Genomic DNA, 22,225 nt, shown 5'->3' on the forward strand with positions numbered 1-22,225 from the left:
TATAGGTTACGTAGGGGTTAGGAGGATTTCATATGTTAATGTATCGTCAGGTATGGCAACCAAAAACCTTAGACGAAGCGGTGGAGCTCATGAAAAAACAAAAATGGGCTCCTTTATTAGCTGGCGGTTGCTGGATTGGCTTGGGGACTCGCAAGTTTCCTGCCGTAATTGATTTATCTGGACTGCCTTTGCGCTATATAAAAGAAACAGAACAGAATTTTCATATTGGTGCCATGACAACCCAAGGTGATGTGGAACAGTATGAGCCATTTAAAACCTTTGGCAAGGGTATTTTGCCAAAGTCTGTTAACAGTATTTTAGGTGTGCAATTCCGGAATATGGCCACTATGGGAGGGTCCGTAGCGGCGCGCTTTGGCTTTTCCGATATTATTCCTAGTTTATTGGCTCTAGATGCTAAAGTTCTCTTACATAGTCATGGAGAAATGACTTTGCAGGACTATTTGACTTTCAAGGACCGTGATATTTTAGTTGAAATTATAGTGCCTAAAAAAGATCAACCTGTGGCGGCCCTAGCGTTTAGAAAATCAGTGTCAGATTTTCCTCATTTAACAGGTGCTATAAGTCATAATGAAACGGGCTATCACATCTATATTGGGGGCCGTCCTTCTAAGCCGGTGGAAGCTGTTAGAGCCGGCCAAATTCTTACGGAACAAGGCATAGAGGGCTTACCAGCTTGTTTAGAGGCTTTACAAGATGTGGCGTTTCAGACTAATTCTCATGCGTCTGCTTCATATAGAGCTGCTATGGCTAAAGTAATGGTAAAACGATTGGTGCAGGAGGTATCACAGTGGACGTGCAATTAAAAATCAATGGCAAAATGACTAAATTACAAATTGAGCCTGATGAAATGTTACTTAAAACCTTGCGTCGAGAAGGCTTTTATAGTGTGCGTTGCGGCTGCGATACAATGAACTGCGGTCTTTGTACCGTATGGCTTGATGGCGACACGATTCTGTCTTGTTCGTACCCTACATTTAGAGCGGTGGGGCATGAAATTACGACCTTAGAAGGTCTTGCTGAGGAAGCGGCTATTTTAGGCGACTGCTTGGCTTCAGAAGGGGCTGATCAATGTGGCTATTGTACCACTGGCATGATGATGAGTGCCATGGCGGTACGTCGCAAATATGATAATCCCACAGAAGAAGAGATTCGCGCTTATTTGGTAGGAAATTTATGCCGTTGTACGGGCTATGAATCTCATTTGCGTGGCATTCTAAAATACTTAGATGTGATGAAGAGTCAAGATGCGCAAGGAAGCGAAGAAAAGCTAGAGGTGGCACCATGAAGCATGTAGGTAAATCATATAAAAAAATTGATGCGAAGACAATTTTAAGTGGTCGCGTTGCCTATACGGAAGATTTTATACCAGCCAATGCATTGGTGATTAAGATTTTGCGCAGCCCCCATGCAATGGCCAAAATTTTAGATATTAATTATGCGGCTGCTTTAAAAATACCAGGCGTAGAGGCCGTATACACATATAAAGATGTGCCTCAAGTGCGCTTTACTTTGGCTGGTCAAACCTATCCAGAAGTATCGGCCTATGATAGTTTAATTTTAGATCAAATTGTGCGCTATGTAGGCGATGCTGTAGCCATAGTAGTAGCTGTAGATGAAAAGACCGCCATGCAGGCTCGCGATGTTATTAAGGTTACCTATGAAGTTATGGAACCAGTGCTAGACATGCATACAGCCATTGACCATCCGACGGTAGTTCATCCAGAAGATGACTTGTTTTATAACATGCCCGTAGGCGGGGACCCTAAACGCAATATAGCATGCTCTTATAGTCGTGTTGTAGGCGACGTGGAAGGGGAACTAAAAAAATGTGACTATGTAGTGGAAGGTACGTATTTTGACCAAGCCACTATACAATCGGCCATGGAAACATTTAGAACATTTTGTTATATTGACCAATTTGATCGCTTAGTTTGTACAAGTTCTACACAAATTCCATTCCATTTGCGCCGCCACTTGGCGCGTGCCTTAGATATTCCAGCTACTAAAATTCGCGTTATTAAACCCCGGATTGGCGGCGGCTTTGGTTCTAAACAAACCGCTTGTAGTGAAATGTTCTGCGCTTTTGTAACGTGGAAGCTTAAAAAACCTGCTGTACTTATTTACAACCGTCATGAAGCTAATAACTGCTCTACTAGTCGCCATGCAAGAGAATGGAATATTCGTCTTGGCGCTACCAAGGATGGTATTATTCAAGTGATTGATATGGTAGCCTTATCTGATGCAGGCGCGTATGGTACTCATGCTTTTACGACCTTTACGGCAGGGGAACATAAATCAATTCCGCTCTATAATAAGGGCAAGGCGGTGCGCTATGAATCTAATATTGTATATACAAACCATATGGCAGGTGGTGCTTTCCGTGGGTATGGTGCAACGGAAGCCTTATGGCCTTTAGAATGCGCCATTACAAAGCTAGCTAAAAAAATGGGTATGGATGAGATCGAACTGCGTTTAAAAAATCTCATTGATGTAGGTGAAACATCCTTGGTGTATGAGCCAGGGGAAGTATTAGAGTCGGGCCTATTAAAAGAAGCTATTGCTAAAGCAAAGAAAATGGCTCGTTGGGATGAGCGCCCTTATAGTTGGCAAATCGATGAGACACATCGTGGCGGATTAGGCGTGGCCTTGGCTTTCCAAGGGTCTGGGGTCGCTAAGTTTGACGTAGCATCAGTGGAAATTAAATTACAAGATGATGGCAATTATACCTTGTATACAGGCTCCACAGATATGGGGACAGGTTCGAATACTATTTTAATGCAAATGGCTTGTGAAGTTTTAGGTTGTCCCTTAGATCATATGACCTGTTATGAAGCCGATACCGATGTGGTACCGTTTGACCCAGGCTCTTATGCATCGAGTACTACGTATGTAACGGGTACAGCAGCAAAAATGGCTGCCGAAGAATTGCGCAGTAAAATTATCACTACCTTCGCTAACTATTTAGAAGTTGCTGAAGAGCATATTGAATTTGATGGTGTGACAGCTCGCACTACAGATGGTTCTAATAAAGCGATGACAACGGCGGAATTGGCGCCTAAATTGATGGTCAAATTAGGGCCAGAACCTCAGCAACTGGTGGGCTTTGCCACATGGGGCAGTCATACATCACCACCTCCTTTTATGGTAGGCATCGCAGAAGTGTCGGTAGATATTGAAACAGGCCAAGTGGTACCACTTGATTTTTATTCTGTTGTGGACTGCGGGACCATCGTAAATCCTACACTGGCTCGTGTACAAGCGGAAGGGGGCATTGTGCAGGGCTTAGGTATGGCCTTGTATGAAGAAATTCGTTATGCCTCAAACGGACGATTAGAAACAAATAATTTTATGACCTATAAAATCCCTACACGACAAGATACAGGTCGAATTCATGTGGACTTTGTAGAATCCCATGAACCTACTGGCGCTTTTGGCGTTAAATCCATTGGCGAAGTAGTCATTAATACATCTTGTCCTGCCGTGCAAGGGGCTATCCTCAATGCATGTGGTGCAAATCTTACTACATTACCTATGATTTCAGAAAAGGTATTTGACGCCTTGATGGCGAATGAATAAGTATATGAGTATAGATGCGTGAATACAAAGGAGGCTATACGATGCAGGCGAAACATTGGAATAAGCTAGTGCGCCCTGGAATCACAGCGATTGTAGGGGCTGGTGGGAAGACGACGGTGTTAGCGAAATTAGTCGAATATGGTGGACTGGCAGGGCAACCTACCTTAGTCACTACTACGACTAAGCTTTATGAATCTCAGGTGGCAGCTTGGAATCCGTACTATGGACATGATTTTAATGAGGCCGAAGCAGCTTGTCAAAAGGCCATGCAACGGGGCCGTTGTGCGTCCTGGTTTGGTGGCGTTGAAGGCACTAAAGTAACGGCTTTGACGGCTAAAGAAATTGATGAAATTCACATGGTGCATCCGAATTGGCAGATTTTAGTAGAAGCTGATGGGGCCAAAGAAAAGTGGCTTAAAGCGCCAAAGGAAAGTGAACCTGTAATTCCTTCGAAGACGAACACTACCATTGGGGTTATTAATTTACAAATGTTAGGTACCACTATGGATGACGAACATGTATATAATCTACCCGATGTGTCGTCCATTATGGGGCGTCCTGAAGGGGCTGTTGTTACCTCCACTATGCTAGCGCGACTCGTGCTTCATCCGCGTGGTTTATTCCAATATAGCAAGGGCGAACGAATTTTGTTCTGCACTGGCTATGACACAGTACAGCATCGTATTATTGATGCCTTCTTAGATTCATTGACCGATAGTGGCCTATCCATGATTGTTCTAGCCGATGGGTATAAGGCAAGCTGTGAAATTGCCCGTGTATTGCGTTGGCAGTAAAAACGCAAATCTATGGGTTAGATAAAAGCGACAATCATATGATGATAGTTAAGTGAATGATAATTAATAGATGATGGAAATTGATGTGATTTTATTAGCCGCAGGGACTTCGTCACGCATGGGGCAGCCAAAAGCATTGCTCTCGTGGCAAGGAGGGACCTTGTTGGAACATGCCTGTGCCCCTTTTGCCAACTTAAGTGGCGAAAAAATTGCTGTTTTAGGGCAAAATTTAGAGGCTCGGGCTGGCTTAGTAGAGCCATATGGTTTTAAAGCGATTATAAATAAGCAAGCACAGAAAGGGCAAAGTGAGTCCTTGCGAGTAGGCCTTGCTGCATTAAGCAGGGAGTCTAGGCCCTTATTTTGTGCTGTTGTAGATCAGCCTTTACTAACGGCTCACATAGTGGAACAGATAGGAAGGACCTATGAGTCGTTAGTTACAGCCTATGGATTTACGAAGCACGCTTCTTTTGATACGAAGCGACTTATTCTATGTCCTCGGTATGGTGCTCATAAAAGACGGGGTAATCCTGTTTTATTTGGCCCCTATTGGCGTCCTTTTTTAGCAACTCTTGAAGGTGACCAAGGCGGGCGCGCCATACTCTATGGTAAAGGCTCAGAGTATATAGAATTTATTGATTTTGCAGTATCTGCTGGTGTTGATGTGGATACACCAGATGACTATATAAATTTATATAATATGTGGGGGTCGAAATGAAACCTATAGTTTTAGTTCGTGGCGGAGGCGATATTGCCTCTGGCTGTATTTATCGCTTGCGTAGAGCAGGCTACCCTGTGATTGTAAATGAAGTGGCTATCCCGACTATGATTCGCCGTAAAGTGTCTTATGGCAATGCGGTGCACCAAGGGGAAATGGCATTAGAGCGCTTAGTGGCTCGTTATGTGAGTTTGACGGAAGCACAGCATATGCTTGAATCAGAAGCTCGTGAAATTCCTGTAGTAACCGAGCCGTATAGAACTGTGTTAGAGCAAATTAAACCTCAAATTGTAGTGGATGCAATTTTAGCAAAGCGCAACTTAGGCACTGCTAATGATGATGCGGCTTTAGTTATTGGCTGTGGCCCTGGCTTTACAGCAGGACTTGATGTGGACGTTGTTATAGAAACTATGCGGGGGCATACATTGGGGCGCTGTATTTATGAAGGGGCTGCTTTGCCCAATACAGGTGAACCGGGCAATGTGGGTGGCTTCACTAAGGAACGGGTGATTCATTCACCGGCGGATGGCTTATTTACGGCACGCCGTCATATCGGGGAAACTGTAGAAGCAGGCGAGAAAATCGGTTTTGTTGATGATGTGCCAGTAGTGGCTAAAATTCCAGGTATTTTACGAGGCGTATTAAAAACAGGTTTGATGGTTACCAAAGGATTTAAGCTAGCTGATATTGACGCCCGTTGTGAAGAACAACATTGTTATTCCATTTCTGATAAGTCTCTCGCTGTAGGGGGCGGCGTGTTAGAGGCGGTCAGTGCCTTTATGTATGAGCAATACATACAGGGAAAATTAAGTGATATAATCAAAAAATGATGTAAATTAGAGAGGTGTTTATGAATTTATATGAGCTTATTGAACAGCGATTAGAGCGCGAAGAGCCATCCGTGATGGTTACCATTCTTTCCGGCGAACGGGAAGGTGAAAAGATTTTATATAGTTCTGATGGCGAAGTCGTATATGGCAATGGTATTGATGGCTTATGCATTACTCCTAAACAAGGTAATGAGATTTTAAATATTGGTTCCATGGAATGTTTTGTGCAACCTGTAGAAAAAGATCCAGAAGTACTCGTGCTCGGTGCTGGACATGTAAGTCGCTGCATTGCTGACATGTTACTTTTTATTGGTTGTCATGTTACCGTAGTAGATGATCGTCCAGAATATGTGCGTCCTGATTTCTTTGATGAGCGAGTTAAGCGCCTCTGTGTTGATTTTAGAAATTTAAAAGCAGAATTGCCGCTATCAAGATATAAAGGGATTATTATTGTGACGCGCGCCCATGAGTATGACAGTATTTGCCTTCATCAGTTGCGTCAGCTAGTAGGGACTACGTACATGGGGCTTATGGGGAGTCACAAACGAATTTTCCATGCCTTTGAAGTATTAAAAGAGGAAGGCTGGACACAGGATGAATTGGATCAATTATATGGTCCTATAGGCCTGTCTATAGGTGCAGAAACTCCTGAAGAAATTGCACTTTCCATAGTGAGTGAGTTTTTGGCAGCCACTAGAGGTAAAACCGGGGGATTTTTGTCACAAGGAGGCTATAATCGATGAAGAGAGAGTTTGTAAATTATTTGCGTGGTCATGAGAAAGACACTTTGGCCATTGCCACCATTTTAAAGACAAAAGGGTCAACGCCACGTAAGGCGGGCACTACTATGATAGTGCATACTGATGGTGGGATTTTTGGCACTATTGGGGGCGGACGCGCAGAAAATGAAATTCGTCTACAAGCCTTAGAAGCACTAGCTAACAAAGAAACTCATCGCCGTATCATGGTGGATTTAAATGATGATGTAGCCGTAAAAGAAGGCATGGTTTGTGGTGGTAATTTAGATGTATGGATTGAAACTCAAAATATTTAATTCTTAAGGCAAATATAAGGCATGAAAAGTTGACAAACACTTTTAAAGAGCGATGTATATAAACAAGTTAAGCATAAAATCCTCTAAAAGGAGGCTTACTTTCTTCTAATATAGCGGTATAAGTGGAGCCATAATTTCTTCTAAAAAATGGGCTGTTAAACGATTCTAAACTAGAGAGGGGAATCTCTTTTAAAGAGATAGTGTTAATTTCTCCTAAAGAGGGGCTTAATTTTACAGTGCTAGCAAAATAAGGTAAAATAAAAGGGTACATGTGCAAGACACAGCGTACCCTTATTTATTTTGTAAACACACAAGGAGTTGTTATATATGGCCTTACAGCTTCAGGGCTTAATTGATACGTTCCGCTTCGGTGATGTAGTTGATATCCTATCCGTAGCGGTGCTCTTATATTATTTATATAAACAGATTCGCGATACTAGGGCGATGGCCTTATTAAAGGGACTGGTGGTTCTAGGGATTATTAATGCAGCCAGTCGTTTCTTTGATTTACATGTTATTAGTTGGCTGTTACAACAGGGGATGACAGTCCTCTTGGTAGCCTTACCAGTCGTATTCCAGCCAGAATTGCGCCGTGCTTTGGAACGCCTTGGACGAGGTCGTTTGTTCTCTAAATCACAAGATGTAACGGAAGTTGAAATTGACAATGTAGTCAATGAAGTAATGGCTGCAGCAAAGGTTATGTCTCGAGAAAAAATTGGTGCTCTGATTGTATTTGAACGAGAAGTGGGGCTTGGTGAAATTATTGACACCGGCATTGAAATTGATGGCAAAGTGTCTCGTGAGCTCCTAAATAATATATTCATTCCTAATACGCCGCTTCATGACGGCGCTGTAGTGATTCGCAATAGTCGCGTTATGGCGGCGGCTTGTTTATTGCCCTTGACGCAGGACCGCTCTTTAAGCACAGAGCTTGGTACGCGTCACCGCGCGGCCATCGGCCTTAGCGAACAAGCTGATGCGGTGGTGCTCGTGGTAAGTGAAGAAACAGGGAAGATTTCTTATACTTATGGCGGTCATATTTATCGCCATTTACCAGAGGAACAATTACGTGAATCCTTGCGGGCCTTTATGGAGCGCCCTAAATCGGCGTTATCCTTCCTTAAGAAATGGGGGATTACAAAATGATGCGATTTATACAAGGTATTCAAGGCCACTGGTTGGCTAAAATATTGTCTCTATTAGGGGCTATTTTATTGTGGTTCTTCATTATGAAGGAACAAAATCCAATTGTCGATATTACTTATACTGTACCGGTTGAAGTGCAGGGACTCAATCCAGACTATGTAGTGACGAATGTACCAAAAGAAGTCAAGGTTCATTTACAGGGGCCAAGGAATGCAATTTTAGCTGTTTCACAGAGTTCGTTAAAAGCCCATGTTGACATGAGTGATGTGTCACCAGGGCAATTGAATTTGCCCATTGAATTTGTGCCACCATCAGGGGTGAATTTAGTAGAAGTATCCCCTGATTCCGTATTAGTTACGGTAGATGAATATACGGTCCGTGAAATGCCCGTAGAAGTACAACAAGTGGGGAAAGTTCCTGATGATATTGCGATTAAGAGCATAGCAACAGTGCCAAAGGTAGTCTCCATTAGTGGGGCCAAAGAGCAAGTGACACGTGTTGCTCATGTTATGTTGCGCGTGAAAATGGGCGATCATCGAGCTAATTTTACTGCCTCTGGTAATTTAGTCGCTGTTGACGGAGCCGGCAAAGAAATAGACTCTGTTACTATTACGCCAAGACAGGGACAAGCGCAGATTACATTAGAGCAAATTCGTTTTGAAAAGAATTTATCAGTCACACCTAATTTTGTAGGTTCCGTGCCTAATGGATATATCATTAAGAGCGTTACTGTGGAACCGCAACAAGTGCTCATTAGTGGCAAGGAGAATAGCATTAAGTCTATGACGGATATTAAGACTGTACCCATTTCTCTAGCTAATCAAAGCAGTACTATTGATGGTGATTTTGATATTTTATCCAGTGATATGTACAATGCAAATCCAGCGAAAGTACATGTAACAGTAGAAATTATGAAAAAATTTATAGGAGATACTACGGATGCTAAGACTCATTAATTTTCGTGTAGATGTAAAAGAAAAGGCACCATTGGAATCTCTTTTGACTCGTAAATACCCAATTTTAAAGGGACAAATTGAAAAGATTCACGTGGTGCGTCGTGCCGTTGATGCGCGGAAGAAGCCTCATATTTCCTTTGTGTATACTTTGTTTTTAGTGGTGAGCGATGAAGCTGTAGTTATGAAGAAATTACATCGCGATAAAAATGTAAGTACAATGGATCCTATTTTGCCAGAGCCTATTGTATATGGTCAAAACGAATTACATCACCGCCCTGTAGTGATTGGCTTTGGCCCAGCAGGCATGTTGGCGGCTTTTTACCTGGCCCGCGAAGGTTATTGTCCTATTGTGCTAGAGCGTGGACAAGATGTGGACCAACGGACTCTAGATGTGGAAGCCTTCTGGCAAGAGGGGACATTTAAACCCGAATCGAATGTTCAATTTGGTGAAGGCGGAGCCGGCACATTCTCAGACGGGAAGCTAACGACTCGCGTGACACATCCACGGCTTCATGAGATTGCTACTTATTTTGTAAAATTTGGAGCCCCTGAAGAAATTCTTTATAAACATAAACCGCATGTAGGCACGGATGTATTGCGAGGCATGGTAAAAGCCATGAGAGAACAAATTATCGCCTGGGGCGGGACTGTTCGATTTGGCGCTAAGGTGACAAATTTCTTAATGAATGATAATCAAATTGTTGGTGTTGAAATCAATGGTGATGAAAAATTACCAGCTCAAATCGTTTTAGCTGGGGTTGGTCATAGTGCGCGGGATACGTATGAAATGATGTATCATAAAGGCATTGCTATGGAAAGTAAGCCCTTTGCCATTGGCGTACGAATTGAACATAATCAAGGAGTGATTGATTTATCACAATATGGTGTAGATCCTAAAGAGTTAGGTTTAGGTGCGGCGGAATATTCCTTGGTATATCATGATAAGGATACGAATCGCACGGCCTATAGCTTCTGCATGTGTCCAGGCGGTGAAGTGGTAGCATCGGCTTCAGAAGAGGGCCATGTAGTAACCAATGGTATGAGTTTGTATGCCCGTGATAGTGGTCGCGCGAATAGCGCTATTGTAGTGACTGTAGGACCGCAAGACTTTGGGGACCATCCTTTAGCAGGGGTAGCTTTCCAACGAGAATGGGAGTCCAAGGCCTATGAATTAGGTGGTCGTGATTATAAGGCACCAGCTCAGACAGTGGGAGACTTTTTAAATCATAGGTCAGGCACTATGCCAGAGGCAGCGGCGTATTCCTATCAACCTGGCATTGTGGCAGCGGACTTACACCAGTGCTTGCCTACGTATGTAACGGACGTCATGGAGCGTGCGTTACCGTATTTTGGACGACGTATTAAAGGCTTTGATGATCCAGCAGTTTGTATGACGGGGGTGGAGACACGAACTTCGTCACCACTTCGTATTAATCGCAATGACGAGCGAGAATCCCCAAATACAAAGGGATTATTCCCTATGGGTGAAGGCGCTGGTTATGCAGGCGGTATTATGAGTGCTGCTCTTGATGGAGCGGAAACTGCAATTGGTATTATGGCTGAATACAAGCCTTTACAGGCTATGGAAGGAGAATAATAATGGCTAGATTATTTGGAACTGATGGCGTGCGCGGTGTAGTAAATGAGTTTTTAACGCCAGAACTTGCGTATCATTTAGGGCGGGCAGCGGCATCGTATTTTAGCCGTTCCAAAAAACGACCTACGTTTTTGATTGGCCGTGATACTCGTATTTCTGGGGCTATGCTAGAAAGTGCTTTAGCGGCGGGGATTTGCTCCGTTGGTGGTGATGTAGTGATTGCCGGTGTGATTCCTACACCAGCGGTGGCCTATTTAGTGCGCAAACACAAATGGGATGCAGGGGTTGTTATTTCCGCATCTCATAATAAATTCCCTGACAATGGCATTAAATTCTTTGATGGCTCAGGCTATAAATTACAAGACTCCGTGGAAGATGAGTTAGAAGAATTATGCCGTAAAAGTGGTGAAAATGACTTGGTACGCCCTGTAGGTGCCGATATTGGTCGCATCGTACAAGCGCAGTCTTTAGCACATGAATACGTGCACTTTGTGCAATCCACTATTGATGTATCTCTTGAAGGCTTAACTGTTGTGTATGATGGTGCTAATGGGGCAGCCTCCGCCGTAGGGCCTGAAGTCCTTCAGGGGTTAGGAGCTAAAGTGATTGCCATTAATGTCACTCCAGATGGCGTGAATATTAATGAAAATGCTGGCTCCACACATATGGAAGGGCTTCGTGAAGCCGTATTGGCTCATGGTGCTGATGTAGGGGTTGCTAATGATGGTGATGCGGACCGTTGTTTATTCATTGATGAAAAAGGTAATACCCTTGATGGTGACCAGATTATGCTACTTTGTGCTAAACATTTAAAAGAACAAGGTAAGCTCAATGATAATATGATTGTTGGCACTGTAATGAGTAATATTGGTTTCCATAAAGCAGCCCAAGAATTGGGGATGAAAACATGCTCTACGGCAGTAGGCGACCGCTATGTGCTAGAAAAAATGCGCCAAGAAAATTACTCCATCGGTGGTGAACAATCAGGTCATGTAATATTCTTTGACTATAATACAACTGGTGATGGCTTGCTTACAGCCGTACAATTACTTAGCGTATTAAAAACTTCAGGCAAAACCTTGTCTGAACTAGCGGGGATTATGGTAAAATATCCACAATTACTTGTTAATGTGAAAGTAGTAACTAAAACTGGTTGGGATGAGAACCCATTAATTCAAGCTGAAATATCTGAAGCAGCTCGTGAACTAGGTGACAATGGTCGCGTATTAGTTCGCCCATCTGGTACAGAACCTTTGATTCGCGTTATGGCTGAAGGTCCAGAACAAGAGCAACTAAATCGACTTTGTCAGACTATTGCTGAAACAATTGAGCGTGAACAAGGCAAGGCGGAAGATTAATAGTATAAACTAGTGGTATAAATTAGTAGTATAGATTAGTAGTATAGATTAGTAGTATAGATTAGTAGTGGCGGGGCTTTTGGGCCCCGCCTTTACATTTTAGGTCCATATCAGCTATAATATAGTTTGATATTATGCCTTTTTCAGCTATCTACTAGCTTAAGGGGTTAATTATTTAGTGCTAATGTTAGGGACCATACTGATTGTAACTAGTGTTAGGACTATACTGATGGCAACTAATGCTAGTGGTTAGTTCACTTTAGGAATTACCTACAGTAATGCAAAGGCTAATATATAGACTGTCGTAACTTATAAAAAAGGAGAGTTTCCAAATTCGTAAAGGCGAATAGCGCAAGCACTGCTGGGGGACAGCCCAGACAGTAGACGAGGAAGAGGAGTATCGAAGAATCAGCGGATGCCTCTCGGCTTGCTTTGGTCGTTATGCAAGAAGCAAAGTCTTTTGGTGACAAAGGAACAAAGAGCTTGCAAGAAAGCAAACTAACTTGTCGTAATTAAGGAGGATACAACCATGTGTGGTATTGTAGGATATATTGGTTTTGAGGACGCTTCGACGTTCATGTTGGAGGGCTTATCAAAGCTTGAGTACCGTGGCTATGACTCTGCAGGTATTGCCGTAATTGGTGCTAACAATGTTATTAAAATTCAGAAAAAAGTAGGCCGTTTGGCTAATTTAGAAGCAGTAGTAAAAGCAGATGCTAATCCAGGTCATATTGGTATTGGCCATACTCGTTGGGCAACTCATGGTCGTCCATCTGATATGAATGCGCATCCTCATTCTGATGCAAAAGGACTTTTTGCAGTAGTTCACAATGGTATTGTAGAGAACTACTTGCCAATTAAAGAAGAGCTTATTAAAAAAGGCTATGAATTTAAATCTGAAACTGATACAGAAGTAGTCGCTCATTTATTAGCTGATTTATATGATGGGGACTTTGAAGGCACAGTGCGCCGCATGCTTGATCGCATTGAAGGGTCCTATTCATTAGTTATTATGTGTGCAGAAGACCCAAGCCGCATTATTTGTACAAAACAAGATAATCCACTTGTTATCGGTCTTGGCAAAGGGGAAAACTTCATTGCTTCTGATATTCCAGCTATCATCAATCGCACTCGCGACACATACATTTTAAATGATGGTGAAGTAGCTATCGTAACTAAAGATTCTGTTAGCGTAAGTGATCGTGCGGGTAATCCAATTAATAAAAAAGTGTTCCATGTAACTTGGAATGCCGAAGCAGCCGAAAAGGGTGGCTTTGAACATTTCATGTTAAAAGAAATTTACGAACAACCAAAGGCGATTCGCGATACTTTGACTGGTCGTATTTCTAAAGATAATAAGGAAGTTATCTACGAAGAACTCGGTTGGGAACCAGCTGATGTGGCATCTATTGATCGTATTTTAATTACTGCTTGTGGTACTGCGTACCATGCAGGTTTAGTAGCTAAATATTATATTGAACAATTGGCCCGCATTCCTGTGGAAGTGGATATTGCCTCTGAATATCGTTACCGCAATCCATTAACAGATAAAAATACTTTGGCTATTGTAATCAGTCAATCTGGTGAAACTAGCGATACTTTAGCAGCTTTAAAAGAAGCAAAACGTCTTGGTGCTCGTTCCTTGGCGATTACTAATGTAGTAGGTTCCTCTATTTCTCGTGAAGCAGATCAAGTTGTATATACTTGGGCTGGTCCAGAAATTGCAGTAGCATCTACAAAAGCATATACAACACAGCTAGTAGCACTTCTTTTATTAGCTGTATATCTTGGCCAATTAAATGGTAAAATCGATCCAGCGTTAGCAGAAAAGATTTTAACTGATTTACATGAGCTTCCAACATTATGTAATGAAATCTTTGAAACTGTAGATGATATTAAGGCTTTTGCTCGTAATTATGGCTTCCGTGAAGATGCATTCTTCTTAGGTCGTTCTATTGACTATGCAGTGGCTATGGAAGGTTCTTTAAAATTAAAAGAAATTTCCTATATCCATGCAGAAGCGTATGCTGGTGGGGAACTAAAACATGGTACATTAGCTCTAATTGAAGAAGGGGTACCAGTAATTGCGTTAGCTACACAGGAAGATGTACGCGAAAAAATGATGAGCAATGTGAAAGAAGTTAAAGCCCGTGATGCTGTAGTTATTGGTCTTGGCTTAGCTGGCGATACAGAGCTTGAAAAATATGTAGATCATACAATTTTTGTACCGCGTGCCGATAAATTTACAGCGCCTATTTTAGCTGTTATTCCATTGCAATTATTGGCTTACTATGCAGCCATCACTCGTGGTGCTGATGTAGATAAACCAAGAAACCTAGCAAAATCTGTAACCGTAGAATAAGAGTTTGCAGTAATATACGGCGCTTGATTGCCGACCTACGGCCTTGATTGCCGATATAAAAAGTGGCCGACTCGCTCGGCCACTTTTCTTGTATATGCTAGTTTTCTTACAGAGTATGTTGTTTGTATCATTTTAATCAGTTATTTATATTTTAGACATAGAGATTCTTAGGAGGATTATTATGGCAGTAATATTTTCAGGCATTCAACCAAGTGGTGAATTGACCCTAGGCAATTATTTAGGTGCATTGCGCAATTTCTTAGATTTCCAAGATACTGATGAATGCTATTATTGCATCGTTAATCAGCATGCCATTACTGTACCACAAGATCCTAAGGAATTATTTAACTATACACGCCGTTTAGCAGCTCTATACTTGGCCGTAGGTCTTGATCCTAAAAAAGTAACCCTATTTGTACAATCAGAAGTGCCAGAACATGTACGTTTAGGTTGGGTTATGACGACTCTTAGCTATGTTGGTGAGTTAGAGCGCATGACACAATATAAAGATAAATCTCAAAAACGTGGTGACTCCATTCCAGCAGGCTTGTTGACCTACCCACCACTTATGGCAGCAGATATTTTGTTATATCAAACAAATTATGTACCTGTAGGGGAAGATCAAAAGCAACATATGGAATTAACTCGCGATTTAGCACAGCGTTTTAATCGTATGTATGGTGAAGTCTTTACCATTCCAGAAATAAAATTAGGTGTTGGTGGTGCTCGCGTTATGAGTCTTCAAGAACCAACTAAGAAGATGAGTAAATCCGATGATAATCAGATGGCTACTATTCGTCTCTTAGATGATGAAGCAGCCATTGTTAAGAAAATTAAACGTGCTCAAACTGATTCTGAAAACTCAGTACATTATGATAAGGCCAACAAGCCTGGTATTTCCAATTTGATGGGCATTTATGCAGCAATTACGAAAGAGTCTTATGAGACTATTGAAGCTCGTTATGTGGGCCAAGGGTATGGTACTTTTAAGAAGGATGTAGCTGAATTATTAGTCGATGCATTACGACCAATCCATGAACGCTATAATGAATTAATTGATAGTCCTGAACTAGATCGCATTTTAGATGAAGGGGCTATTAAAGCTCGTGAAAAGGCAAGTAAAACATACCGTGAAGTGGAACTTGCTATGGGTTTACATCGCAAATAAGCATTGAGACTAGATGTAGTTTTATTTGGTAAAACTCACGAATTTAAATGAACTTAAAAATTTTTACATGCCATAGTAGGAATATGAGCCCTGTATATTGAATACATATATAGGGCATATTTGAGAAGAGACGAATTAAATAATCGAGAGAAAAATAGTGGGCCTTAAAGATTGACATTATATAATGTGTAGGAGGTAGAGACTATGGATAAGGAAGAAGTGGAGCAACGATTCCCCTGTGGAGAGGTGGAGTCGTCCTTTGCTGACTATATCGTAGTATCCTGGGTTATGTGGTTAATCTTTGGGGCTCTTGCTACGTGGTCTTTGTGGAATGCGCAGCGAGGAGGCACTTGGTCCCATATTACCATGGACTATATTATTATCATCTTTTGTGTTTGGCGTATGACTCGTCAACGGCGGCCATTAGCGTATGTAGCCGAAGAGGGATTAGTTATTCGACGACGTCCAGTTAATTTATTTGAACGCATCGATATGCTAGTTCATGGTGATGATTACTATACATTTGTTCCATATCAACAGATTATGGGTTTTACCTCTAATTGGGAAGAAATTCATATGGTATCGGAGCAGGGCGGTATTTTAATTGTAGTGGTAGACTTGCAATTTATGAAATATAGTGACAAAATGGCACTTTTGAAGATTATTGATGAACGCAGTCATGTAGGGCGTAGTGACTCGTAGGAAGATTTTGCAAAGAGTCTAAAAGAAAAATAAAAAATTTAATAATTTAACACTTTACAACTTTATTAAGATAAAGTACAATAGGTCCATAACGTATATGGACCTATTTTTTATGGGGAAGGCAGGTGAGGCATATGGTAGAACATCATCATTGTAATTATGGTAGATTAGATATTAATACGAACATGAGAGGGAGCGGAAATGATGAAAATGAAATCGTGGAAACAAATTATAGGAGTAGGTTTAGCTACCATTGGCCTAGCCGCTATATTAACAGGATGTGTATCTGATACAGGGTCTACTGCTAGTGCTACAGAGTTACCGAAGAAGATTGTAGTAGGACTAGATGATAATTTTCCACCTATGGGATTTCGTGATGAACAAGGCAATTTAGTAGGCTTCGATATTGATATTGCTAAAGAGGCTGCTAAGCGAGCGGGGATGGAGATTGAATTTAAACCCATTGATTGGAGTAGTAAGGAAGCAGAACTTCGAAGCAAACATATTGATGTATTATGGAGTGGCCTATCGATTACGGCAGAGCGAGAAAAAAATATATTGTTTTCTAAGCCGTATTTGAAAAGTACACAGATTATTATTGTGCGCGATGATTCGACTATTAAAGGGAAAGAGGATTTAAAAGATAAAATCGTGGCTACACAACAGGGGAGCCATGTTGAGCCTTTGGTAGAGGCCGATAAAGAGCGCTATGGATTTAAAACAGTAAAAACATATGGTGATGTAATCAATGCTTTTATGGATCTAGAACTGGGGCGCATTGATGCTTTGGTAGTTGCTGATGATGTAGGAAAATATAATATGACTAAAAATCCTGGCAAATTTAAAATTACAGAAGGCACATATGGCAGTGATATGTCGGGGATTGGATTTCGCTTAGGTGATACGGTACTTAAGGCTAAATTTGATGATATTTTAAAAGAGATGATAGCCGATGGAACCTTTGATGCGATTGCGATTAAATGGTTTGGTGACGCCACGAAGGTAAATAGAGAGGCATTTAAGTAAAGCGAGATGTATTTAAGTAAAGAGCGATATATTTAAGTAAAGAGCGATATATTTAAGTAAAGAGCGACATATTTAAGTAAAGAGCGACTTAGGTAAAGAGGCCAAATTATTAAATTGTAAAATTATTAAATTTTACTCTTTACAACTTTAGCGAGATAAAGTAAAATAAATAGCGTACTAAGAAGAGAATTTTAGCTGTAGTAACACTAAAGCCTACAGAGTAGTAACACTAAAGCCTACAATGTAGTAACTACAGTAACGAATGAATATGTGAATTAAAATTTGTATTATATGAAAGAATCACAAATTAAAATATGTGTAAGGGTTTGTGTGATGGAAAGGATCGTATCATGAAGATAAAAAAATGGTTAGCCTTAAGTTTAGCAACAATTGCAGTTGTAGCATTTACTGCTGGATGTGGTTCCAGTGCGGATAAAGCGGCTGGTGGAGAACTTCCTAAGAAAATGGTCATTGGTTTGGATGACAATTTCCCACCTATGGGCTTTAGAGATGATAAAGGTGAAATCGTTGGTTTTGATATTGATTTAGCCAAAGAGGCAGCTAAGCGTGCTGGTATGGAAGTGGAGTTTAAAGCTATTGATTGGGATAGCAAGGAAGCTGAACTTAAAAGCAAGCGCATTGATGCATTATGGAATGGTGTAACTGTAACGCCTGATCGGGAGAAAAATGTATTGTTCTCAACTCCTTATGTGCAAGATAAACAAATCATTGTAGTTCGCAATGATTCAACGATTCAAGGTAAAGCTGATTTAACTGGCAAGATTGTAGGCACACAACAGGGCAGCAATGTAGAACCAATTTTAGAACAAGATGCTAAAGAACGTGGCATTAAAGAAGTTAAAAAATATGGTGATTTTGTTAATGCCTTTATGGATTTAGAGCTTGGTCGTATTGACGCCTTGGTGGTAGATGGCATTGTGGGACAATATACAATGACTCAAAAACCTGGCAAATTCCGCGTTGCTAATGATGATTATGGTGCTGATAAAATGGCCGTTGGTTTCCGTTTAGAAGACAAAGCGTTACAAGAAAAAATTAATGGCGTACTCAAAGAAATGATGAATGATGGTACAGCTGATAAGATTGCTGAAAAATGGTTTGGCAATAGCAATTTATTAAATAAAGATGGTTTTAAATAATAAACGTTTACATCATAGAGCTGAGTCGCTCTTAAATTAAAGAGTAGTTCCAGAAGGGAGGTTATGGCCTCCTTTCTTGCTTTGAAAGGAGCAAAATCCATGATGGATTATTTATTAAAAATTACGCCCGTTATTGCACAGGGCTTAGGGGTTACCTTGTCATTATTTACGGTAGTCCTTGTGTTGTCCGTACCTTTTGGTGTGTTAGCCGCTTTGTTGAGACTCTCACCTTTTGGCATCGTGCGCAAGATTATGGCCCTTTATGTATATGTAATGCGCGGCACACCATTAATGTTACAGATCTTATTTATTTATTATGGCTTGCCTTTTATTCCCTATATTGGAGTTCAACTGGATGATACTACGGCAGCGCTCATTTCCTTTGTGCTCAATTATGCAGCTTATTTATGTGAAATTTTCCGTGGCGGCATTCAATCCATCCCTAAAGGGCAATATGAAGGGGCTAAAGTGCTGGGCTTTACTTATGTGCAAACAATGCGCAAAATTATTTTGCCACAAGTGGTTAAGCGTGTATTGCCACCCCTTGCAAACGAAACAATTAACTTGTTAAAAGATACATCATTAGTGTATATTTTAGCTATGAATGATGTGTTGCGTATTACACGCAGCATTGTACAACGTGATTTTGATACATCTGCTTTTATAGTAGCGGCTATTTTCTATTTGATTATGACCTTTGTGTTAACTAATATTTTCAATTACTTAGAAAAACGCTATGCCGTGTATGATGAATAGGAGGCAATTATGAGCTTTATTAAAATGGATAAAATTGAAAAAAGCTTTGAAGGCTTACCGGTTCTTAAACAGGTGTCATTAGCGATGGAAAAGGGGGAAGTGGTAGCCATTATTGGACCCTCTGGGTCAGGTAAATCCACCTTCTTACGTTGCCTCGGACAATTAGAGATTATTGATCGTGGCACCATTGAAGTAAATGGCACTATTATGGCTAAAACTGAGGGCGAAGGCTTAGCTGAATATGCAGATAAAAAGACCCTTCATAATTTATTGCTTCAAATGGGCATGGTATTCCAACAATTTAATCTCTTCCCTCATATGACTGTATGGAATAATATTTTAATTGCACCACAAATGGTAAAAAATATGAAGGCTAGTGATATTGCGCCAGTGGCAGAAAATTTACTTAAAAAAGTAGGTTTATGGGACAAGCGCGATGTATATCCTACTAAATTATCAGGCGGTCAAAAACAGCGTGTTGCCATTGCCCGTGCATTAGCCATGAACCCGAGTATTATGCTCTTTGATGAACCAACTTCGGCGCTTGACCCTGAGTTAACAGGTGAAGTGCTTCGCACGATCAAGCAATTAGCAGAGGAACGCATGACTATGATTATTGTGACTCATGAAATGGCCTTTGCCCGTGAAGTGGCGGATCGCATTATCTTCATGGCTGATGGAGTAATTCAAGAAGAGGGCACACCAGAGGAAGTCTTTGGCAATCCTAAGAATGAACGGACAAAAGCCTTTTTAGAATCTATGCTATAATTTAAAATAGTTAAGACTAAGCTACCGGCGATTTAGCATCACAGTTTAGTTGGAGTATGCGAAGACGCTAGGTATGAAGTTTCGGGATTTTAACAAAACTGCTTTGTAGGCATAGGATACCTATTTTATAATGGCAGGACACGTGGTCTGTAGTTGCAGGATACGTGGTCTATAGTTGCAGGATACCCGTTTTGTAGCCACAGGATAAGTATTTACCCTTTCTATAATCTTCAGAATATTTTATAATAGAGAAGAAAAGAAAGTGTAATTCCTTTTGCTATATGTGAAGAGCGCTTACTTTGAAGAGTAAGTGCTCTTTTTTATAATTTTGGAGGAGATGAAATGAAACAATCTTGGAAGATTCGCTTAGCGGTGGTAGCGGCTTTGGCATTAACAAGTGTAATGGCTCAGAGTGAAGCGCGCAGTTTGCCAGCCTATGATACGACAACGGCCGCTATGGAGTCTCAAACTTTTGAAGCACGCGGGGTGCATGAAGATAATACCTTGCCGGCGGCATACAAAAGTTATACTACGATTATGGAAACGGAAATTCGGGATAATGAAGATGGTTATTCTTTGGTTATTCCTTGGCGACTTACTAATGGCCGTTATACAACACAGGAAAAAGAAGATGGTACTAAGGAAAAGGGCTACTTCTTTAATGTGGCAGAAAGTTCCATTGCGGAGCCATTTTTGATTTCCTTTACTAAACGTGACAATCCAGTTGAAGGCAATGTGTCTTTAGAGGAATGGAATACCACTTGGTACAATAAATCAGTGACAAACATGACCAAGGACGAATACATAAGCCTTTGGCGTGCAAATCGCCCTGATTTAAATGGGTATACCTTAGATGGCGATTTATTTGATTTTAAAGGGGCTACTACAGCGCGCTGGGACTCTTTTACAAGACAGGGGGAAGGCTCTACTGGGTCCACTTTCTTTGATGCAGAGTTTATCATGAAAAATGACCCTACCTATCGTTATACCTTGACTATGATGTATCCTAGCAAATATCAGAACTTCATGCGCGAAGGTACGGTGAGAACGCTCATTCCATCATTTAATTTATTAAAAGGGAAGTACAAAGCTAAAGGGAATTTAGAAATTAATTCTGAAATTAGCTTTGTGAAACCTGATGGTTTTAAAGTAGTAAGCAAGGCTAATACAGGGGCTGTACTTACTAAGGATCACATGCGTATTGAAGTGGGCATATTCCCTATGAAACAATCTGTACCTATGGAGCGCGGAGCCGCCTATCCAACTATGACGGCACGCCAGCAAATGGCTGATTATTATGTAGACGAATTGGTTGAAAATTATGATGCTAAGATTGAGGTGTATCGCACTTTGATCGACAATCATAATACAGGCTCTTTAATTGGGGGCATGCTCAATAGTACTACTGGGGAAGGCACTAAATTTGGGGCTTATATTACCTTGACTGACAAGGGGGATGTAGTGGTGGCTCGTATTTTAGCGCCTAGTAGTTATGACATTTCTACACAAGACTTACTTAGCTTAGTAGAAGGTGTTAGAATTCAACATCAAGGACTTGTACAATCAGGGGCAATTACTTTATAATAAAAGAAACTTAAACACCTTATGAAATTACACAGTTTATAAAATTTTACAAATTATAAAATAGGGCGGAACAAATTTTAAAATTTGTGAAATATTTTATGAAATAAAAGAGGATTTTTTAAGGTCAGTAGAGAATACCTACTTATAGAAGAAGAAAATGCGAACGTAATTCGCTTTTGGGAGGGATTCACATGAAAGTAGAATACAAAACAATCGTTGTGCCAGCAGATGGTTCTGAAAACTCGAAACGAGCTTTACAGCATGCGATTTCAATTTGCGAACGCAATGAAGCACAATTAATTATCGTGCATGTTGCCAATATCGTATCGGCCATTTCTAACTTTGATCAAACTCCAATTAGTGGTGGTTATGTATCAGAGCAGATTGCTGAAGATATGGAAGAAACGGGCAAGAAGATTTTAGAAGAAGTATCTAAAGATGTTCCGGCAGATATTTCTGTTAAGAATGTATTTGAAGTGGGATCTCCTGGCCCGGCTGTGCTTGCTGTGGCAAAGAAATTTAATGCTGATCTTATTGTTATGGGGAGCCGTGGACTTGGTCCATTGAAAGGTTTGTTTATGGGTAGCGTAAGTAGCTATGTAACAAGTCATTCAACATGTCCAGTTCTTGTTGTAAAATAAGAGTTTAAATA

21 protein-coding genes are annotated in these 22,225 nt (G+C 40.9%); all 21 read left to right on the top strand.

The features are described from left to right. The first annotated feature begins 32 nt into the window (after positions 1 to 32). The 21 genes from Q0376_RS05170 to Q0376_RS05270 all read left to right on the top strand — a co-directional run bounded on the left by Q0376_RS05170 (position 33) and on the right by Q0376_RS05270 (position 22,214). Complete coding sequence (locus Q0376_RS05170) at positions 33 to 824, top strand: FAD binding domain-containing protein (protein WP_298704877.1); 792 nt, start codon at positions 33 to 35, stop codon at positions 822 to 824. Beyond that, positions 809 to 1,306 (top strand): (2Fe-2S)-binding protein, encoded by a 498-nt coding sequence (locus tag Q0376_RS05175; protein ID WP_298704879.1) that lies wholly within the window; start codon positions 809 to 811, stop codon positions 1,304 to 1,306. The genes Q0376_RS05170 and Q0376_RS05175 overlap by 16 nt, the downstream gene beginning before the upstream one ends. Further along, on the top strand, positions 1,303 to 3,597 hold the full coding sequence (locus Q0376_RS05180; RefSeq protein ID WP_298704881.1) for a xanthine dehydrogenase family protein molybdopterin-binding subunit: 2,295 nt from the start codon (positions 1,303 to 1,305) through the stop codon (positions 3,595 to 3,597). Before Q0376_RS05175 ends, Q0376_RS05180 begins: the two co-directional genes overlap by 4 nt. 41 nt (positions 3,598 to 3,638) lie before the next feature. After that, positions 3,639 to 4,391: a selenium cofactor biosynthesis protein YqeC gene (gene yqeC, locus Q0376_RS05185; RefSeq protein WP_298704883.1), complete on the top strand. Its 753-nt coding sequence runs from the start codon at positions 3,639 to 3,641 to the stop codon at positions 4,389 to 4,391. A gap of 70 nt (positions 4,392 to 4,461) precedes the next feature. After that, positions 4,462 to 5,106 (top strand): nucleotidyltransferase family protein, encoded by a 645-nt coding sequence (locus tag Q0376_RS05190; protein WP_298704885.1) that lies wholly within the window; start codon positions 4,462 to 4,464, stop codon positions 5,104 to 5,106. Further along, positions 5,103 to 5,936: a selenium-dependent molybdenum cofactor biosynthesis protein YqeB gene (gene yqeB, locus Q0376_RS05195; RefSeq protein ID WP_298704887.1), complete on the top strand. Its 834-nt coding sequence runs from the start codon at positions 5,103 to 5,105 to the stop codon at positions 5,934 to 5,936. Before Q0376_RS05190 ends, yqeB begins: the two co-directional genes overlap by 4 nt. Before the next feature lie 20 nt (positions 5,937 to 5,956). Continuing rightward, positions 5,957 to 6,679 (top strand): XdhC family protein, encoded by a 723-nt coding sequence (locus tag Q0376_RS05200; RefSeq protein ID WP_298704889.1) that lies wholly within the window; start codon positions 5,957 to 5,959, stop codon positions 6,677 to 6,679. Beyond that, the gene (locus Q0376_RS05205; protein WP_298704891.1) at positions 6,676 to 6,990 is read left to right on the top strand and encodes an XdhC family protein; all 315 of its coding nucleotides are present in this window, start codon (positions 6,676 to 6,678) and stop codon (positions 6,988 to 6,990) included. The genes Q0376_RS05200 and Q0376_RS05205 overlap by 4 nt, the downstream gene beginning before the upstream one ends. Before the next feature lie 327 nt (positions 6,991 to 7,317). Beyond that, positions 7,318 to 8,136, top strand: a complete 819-nt coding sequence (gene cdaA / locus Q0376_RS05210) for a diadenylate cyclase CdaA (RefSeq protein ID WP_298704893.1) — start codon at positions 7,318 to 7,320, stop codon at positions 8,134 to 8,136. Next, the gene (locus Q0376_RS05215) at positions 8,133 to 9,092 is read left to right on the top strand and encodes a YbbR-like domain-containing protein (RefSeq protein ID WP_298704895.1); all 960 of its coding nucleotides are present in this window, start codon (positions 8,133 to 8,135) and stop codon (positions 9,090 to 9,092) included. Before cdaA ends, Q0376_RS05215 begins: the two co-directional genes overlap by 4 nt. After that, positions 9,076 to 10,689 carry an NAD(P)/FAD-dependent oxidoreductase gene (locus Q0376_RS05220; protein WP_298704897.1) on the top strand — a complete coding sequence of 538 codons (1,614 nt, stop codon included), beginning with the start codon at positions 9,076 to 9,078 and terminating at the stop codon, positions 10,687 to 10,689. Before Q0376_RS05215 ends, Q0376_RS05220 begins: the two co-directional genes overlap by 17 nt. 2 nt (positions 10,690 to 10,691) lie before the next feature. Beyond that, positions 10,692 to 12,047 carry a phosphoglucosamine mutase gene (gene glmM, locus Q0376_RS05225; protein WP_298704899.1) on the top strand — a complete coding sequence of 452 codons (1,356 nt, stop codon included), beginning with the start codon at positions 10,692 to 10,694 and terminating at the stop codon, positions 12,045 to 12,047. 529 nt (positions 12,048 to 12,576) lie between these two features. After that, complete coding sequence (gene glmS, locus Q0376_RS05230; protein ID WP_298704901.1) at positions 12,577 to 14,409, top strand: glutamine--fructose-6-phosphate transaminase (isomerizing); 1,833 nt, start codon at positions 12,577 to 12,579, stop codon at positions 14,407 to 14,409. 181 nt (positions 14,410 to 14,590) lie between these two features. After that, positions 14,591 to 15,577, top strand: coding sequence for a tryptophan--tRNA ligase (gene trpS / locus Q0376_RS05235; RefSeq protein WP_298704904.1), 987 nt, complete (start codon positions 14,591 to 14,593; stop codon positions 15,575 to 15,577). A gap of 204 nt (positions 15,578 to 15,781) precedes the next feature. Next, the gene (locus Q0376_RS05240; RefSeq protein ID WP_298704907.1) at positions 15,782 to 16,279 is read left to right on the top strand and encodes a hypothetical protein; all 498 of its coding nucleotides are present in this window, start codon (positions 15,782 to 15,784) and stop codon (positions 16,277 to 16,279) included. Positions 16,280 to 16,483: 204 nt separating this feature from the next. After that, positions 16,484 to 17,305, top strand: coding sequence for an amino acid ABC transporter substrate-binding protein (locus Q0376_RS05245; protein ID WP_298704952.1), 822 nt, complete (start codon positions 16,484 to 16,486; stop codon positions 17,303 to 17,305). Between the two features lie 350 nt (positions 17,306 to 17,655). Continuing rightward, positions 17,656 to 18,465 carry an amino acid ABC transporter substrate-binding protein gene (locus Q0376_RS05250; protein WP_298704909.1) on the top strand — a complete coding sequence of 270 codons (810 nt, stop codon included), beginning with the start codon at positions 17,656 to 17,658 and terminating at the stop codon, positions 18,463 to 18,465. Positions 18,466 to 18,564: 99 nt separating this feature from the next. After that, positions 18,565 to 19,221, top strand: a complete 657-nt coding sequence (locus tag Q0376_RS05255) for an amino acid ABC transporter permease (RefSeq protein ID WP_298704911.1) — start codon at positions 18,565 to 18,567, stop codon at positions 19,219 to 19,221. Between the two features lie 9 nt (positions 19,222 to 19,230). Continuing rightward, positions 19,231 to 19,989 carry an amino acid ABC transporter ATP-binding protein gene (locus Q0376_RS05260; protein WP_298704913.1) on the top strand — a complete coding sequence of 253 codons (759 nt, stop codon included), beginning with the start codon at positions 19,231 to 19,233 and terminating at the stop codon, positions 19,987 to 19,989. Positions 19,990 to 20,331: 342 nt separating this feature from the next. After that, on the top strand, positions 20,332 to 21,573 hold the full coding sequence (locus tag Q0376_RS05265) for a hypothetical protein (protein ID WP_298704915.1): 1,242 nt from the start codon (positions 20,332 to 20,334) through the stop codon (positions 21,571 to 21,573). Positions 21,574 to 21,764: 191 nt separating this feature from the next. Beyond that, complete coding sequence (locus tag Q0376_RS05270) at positions 21,765 to 22,214, top strand: universal stress protein (protein ID WP_298704918.1); 450 nt, start codon at positions 21,765 to 21,767, stop codon at positions 22,212 to 22,214. Positions 22,215 to 22,225 lie beyond the last annotated feature (11 nt).

The organism is uncultured Veillonella sp. (assembly GCF_937981445.1).
Lineage (GTDB): Bacteria > Bacillota > Negativicutes > Veillonellales > Veillonellaceae > Veillonella_A.

Excerpts from the sequence above, each read along its gene's own strand:
- glmS (WP_298704901.1), top strand. The coding sequence starts at position 12,577 with ATGTGTGGTATTGTAGGATATATTGGTTTTGAGGACGCTTCGACGTTC.
- Q0376_RS05270 (WP_298704918.1), top strand. The coding sequence starts at position 21,765 with ATGAAAGTAGAATACAAAACAATCGTTGTGCCAGCAGATGGTTCTGAA.
- Q0376_RS05215 (WP_298704895.1), top strand. The coding sequence starts at position 8,133 with ATGATGCGATTTATACAAGGTATTCAAGGCCACTGGTTGGCTAAAATA.
- yqeB (WP_298704887.1), top strand. The coding sequence starts at position 5,103 with ATGAAACCTATAGTTTTAGTTCGTGGCGGAGGCGATATTGCCTCTGGC.
- Q0376_RS05240 (WP_298704907.1), top strand. The coding sequence starts at position 15,782 with ATGGATAAGGAAGAAGTGGAGCAACGATTCCCCTGTGGAGAGGTGGAG.
- Q0376_RS05220 (WP_298704897.1), top strand. The coding sequence starts at position 9,076 with ATGCTAAGACTCATTAATTTTCGTGTAGATGTAAAAGAAAAGGCACCA.
- Q0376_RS05265 (WP_298704915.1), top strand. The coding sequence starts at position 20,332 with ATGAAACAATCTTGGAAGATTCGCTTAGCGGTGGTAGCGGCTTTGGCA.
- yqeC (WP_298704883.1), top strand. The coding sequence starts at position 3,639 with ATGCAGGCGAAACATTGGAATAAGCTAGTGCGCCCTGGAATCACAGCG.
- Q0376_RS05205 (WP_298704891.1), top strand. The coding sequence starts at position 6,676 with ATGAAGAGAGAGTTTGTAAATTATTTGCGTGGTCATGAGAAAGACACT.
- Q0376_RS05245 (WP_298704952.1), top strand. The coding sequence starts at position 16,484 with ATGAAAATGAAATCGTGGAAACAAATTATAGGAGTAGGTTTAGCTACC.
- glmM (WP_298704899.1), top strand. The coding sequence starts at position 10,692 with ATGGCTAGATTATTTGGAACTGATGGCGTGCGCGGTGTAGTAAATGAG.
- Q0376_RS05260 (WP_298704913.1), top strand. The coding sequence starts at position 19,231 with ATGAGCTTTATTAAAATGGATAAAATTGAAAAAAGCTTTGAAGGCTTA.
- trpS (WP_298704904.1), top strand. The coding sequence starts at position 14,591 with ATGGCAGTAATATTTTCAGGCATTCAACCAAGTGGTGAATTGACCCTA.
- Q0376_RS05180 (WP_298704881.1), top strand. The coding sequence starts at position 1,303 with ATGAAGCATGTAGGTAAATCATATAAAAAAATTGATGCGAAGACAATT.
- Q0376_RS05255 (WP_298704911.1), top strand. The coding sequence starts at position 18,565 with ATGATGGATTATTTATTAAAAATTACGCCCGTTATTGCACAGGGCTTA.
- Q0376_RS05250 (WP_298704909.1), top strand. The coding sequence starts at position 17,656 with ATGAAGATAAAAAAATGGTTAGCCTTAAGTTTAGCAACAATTGCAGTT.
- Q0376_RS05190 (WP_298704885.1), top strand. The coding sequence starts at position 4,462 with ATGATGGAAATTGATGTGATTTTATTAGCCGCAGGGACTTCGTCACGC.
- Q0376_RS05170 (WP_298704877.1), top strand. The coding sequence starts at position 33 with ATGTTAATGTATCGTCAGGTATGGCAACCAAAAACCTTAGACGAAGCG.
- Q0376_RS05200 (WP_298704889.1), top strand. The coding sequence starts at position 5,957 with ATGAATTTATATGAGCTTATTGAACAGCGATTAGAGCGCGAAGAGCCA.
- cdaA (WP_298704893.1), top strand. The coding sequence starts at position 7,318 with ATGGCCTTACAGCTTCAGGGCTTAATTGATACGTTCCGCTTCGGTGAT.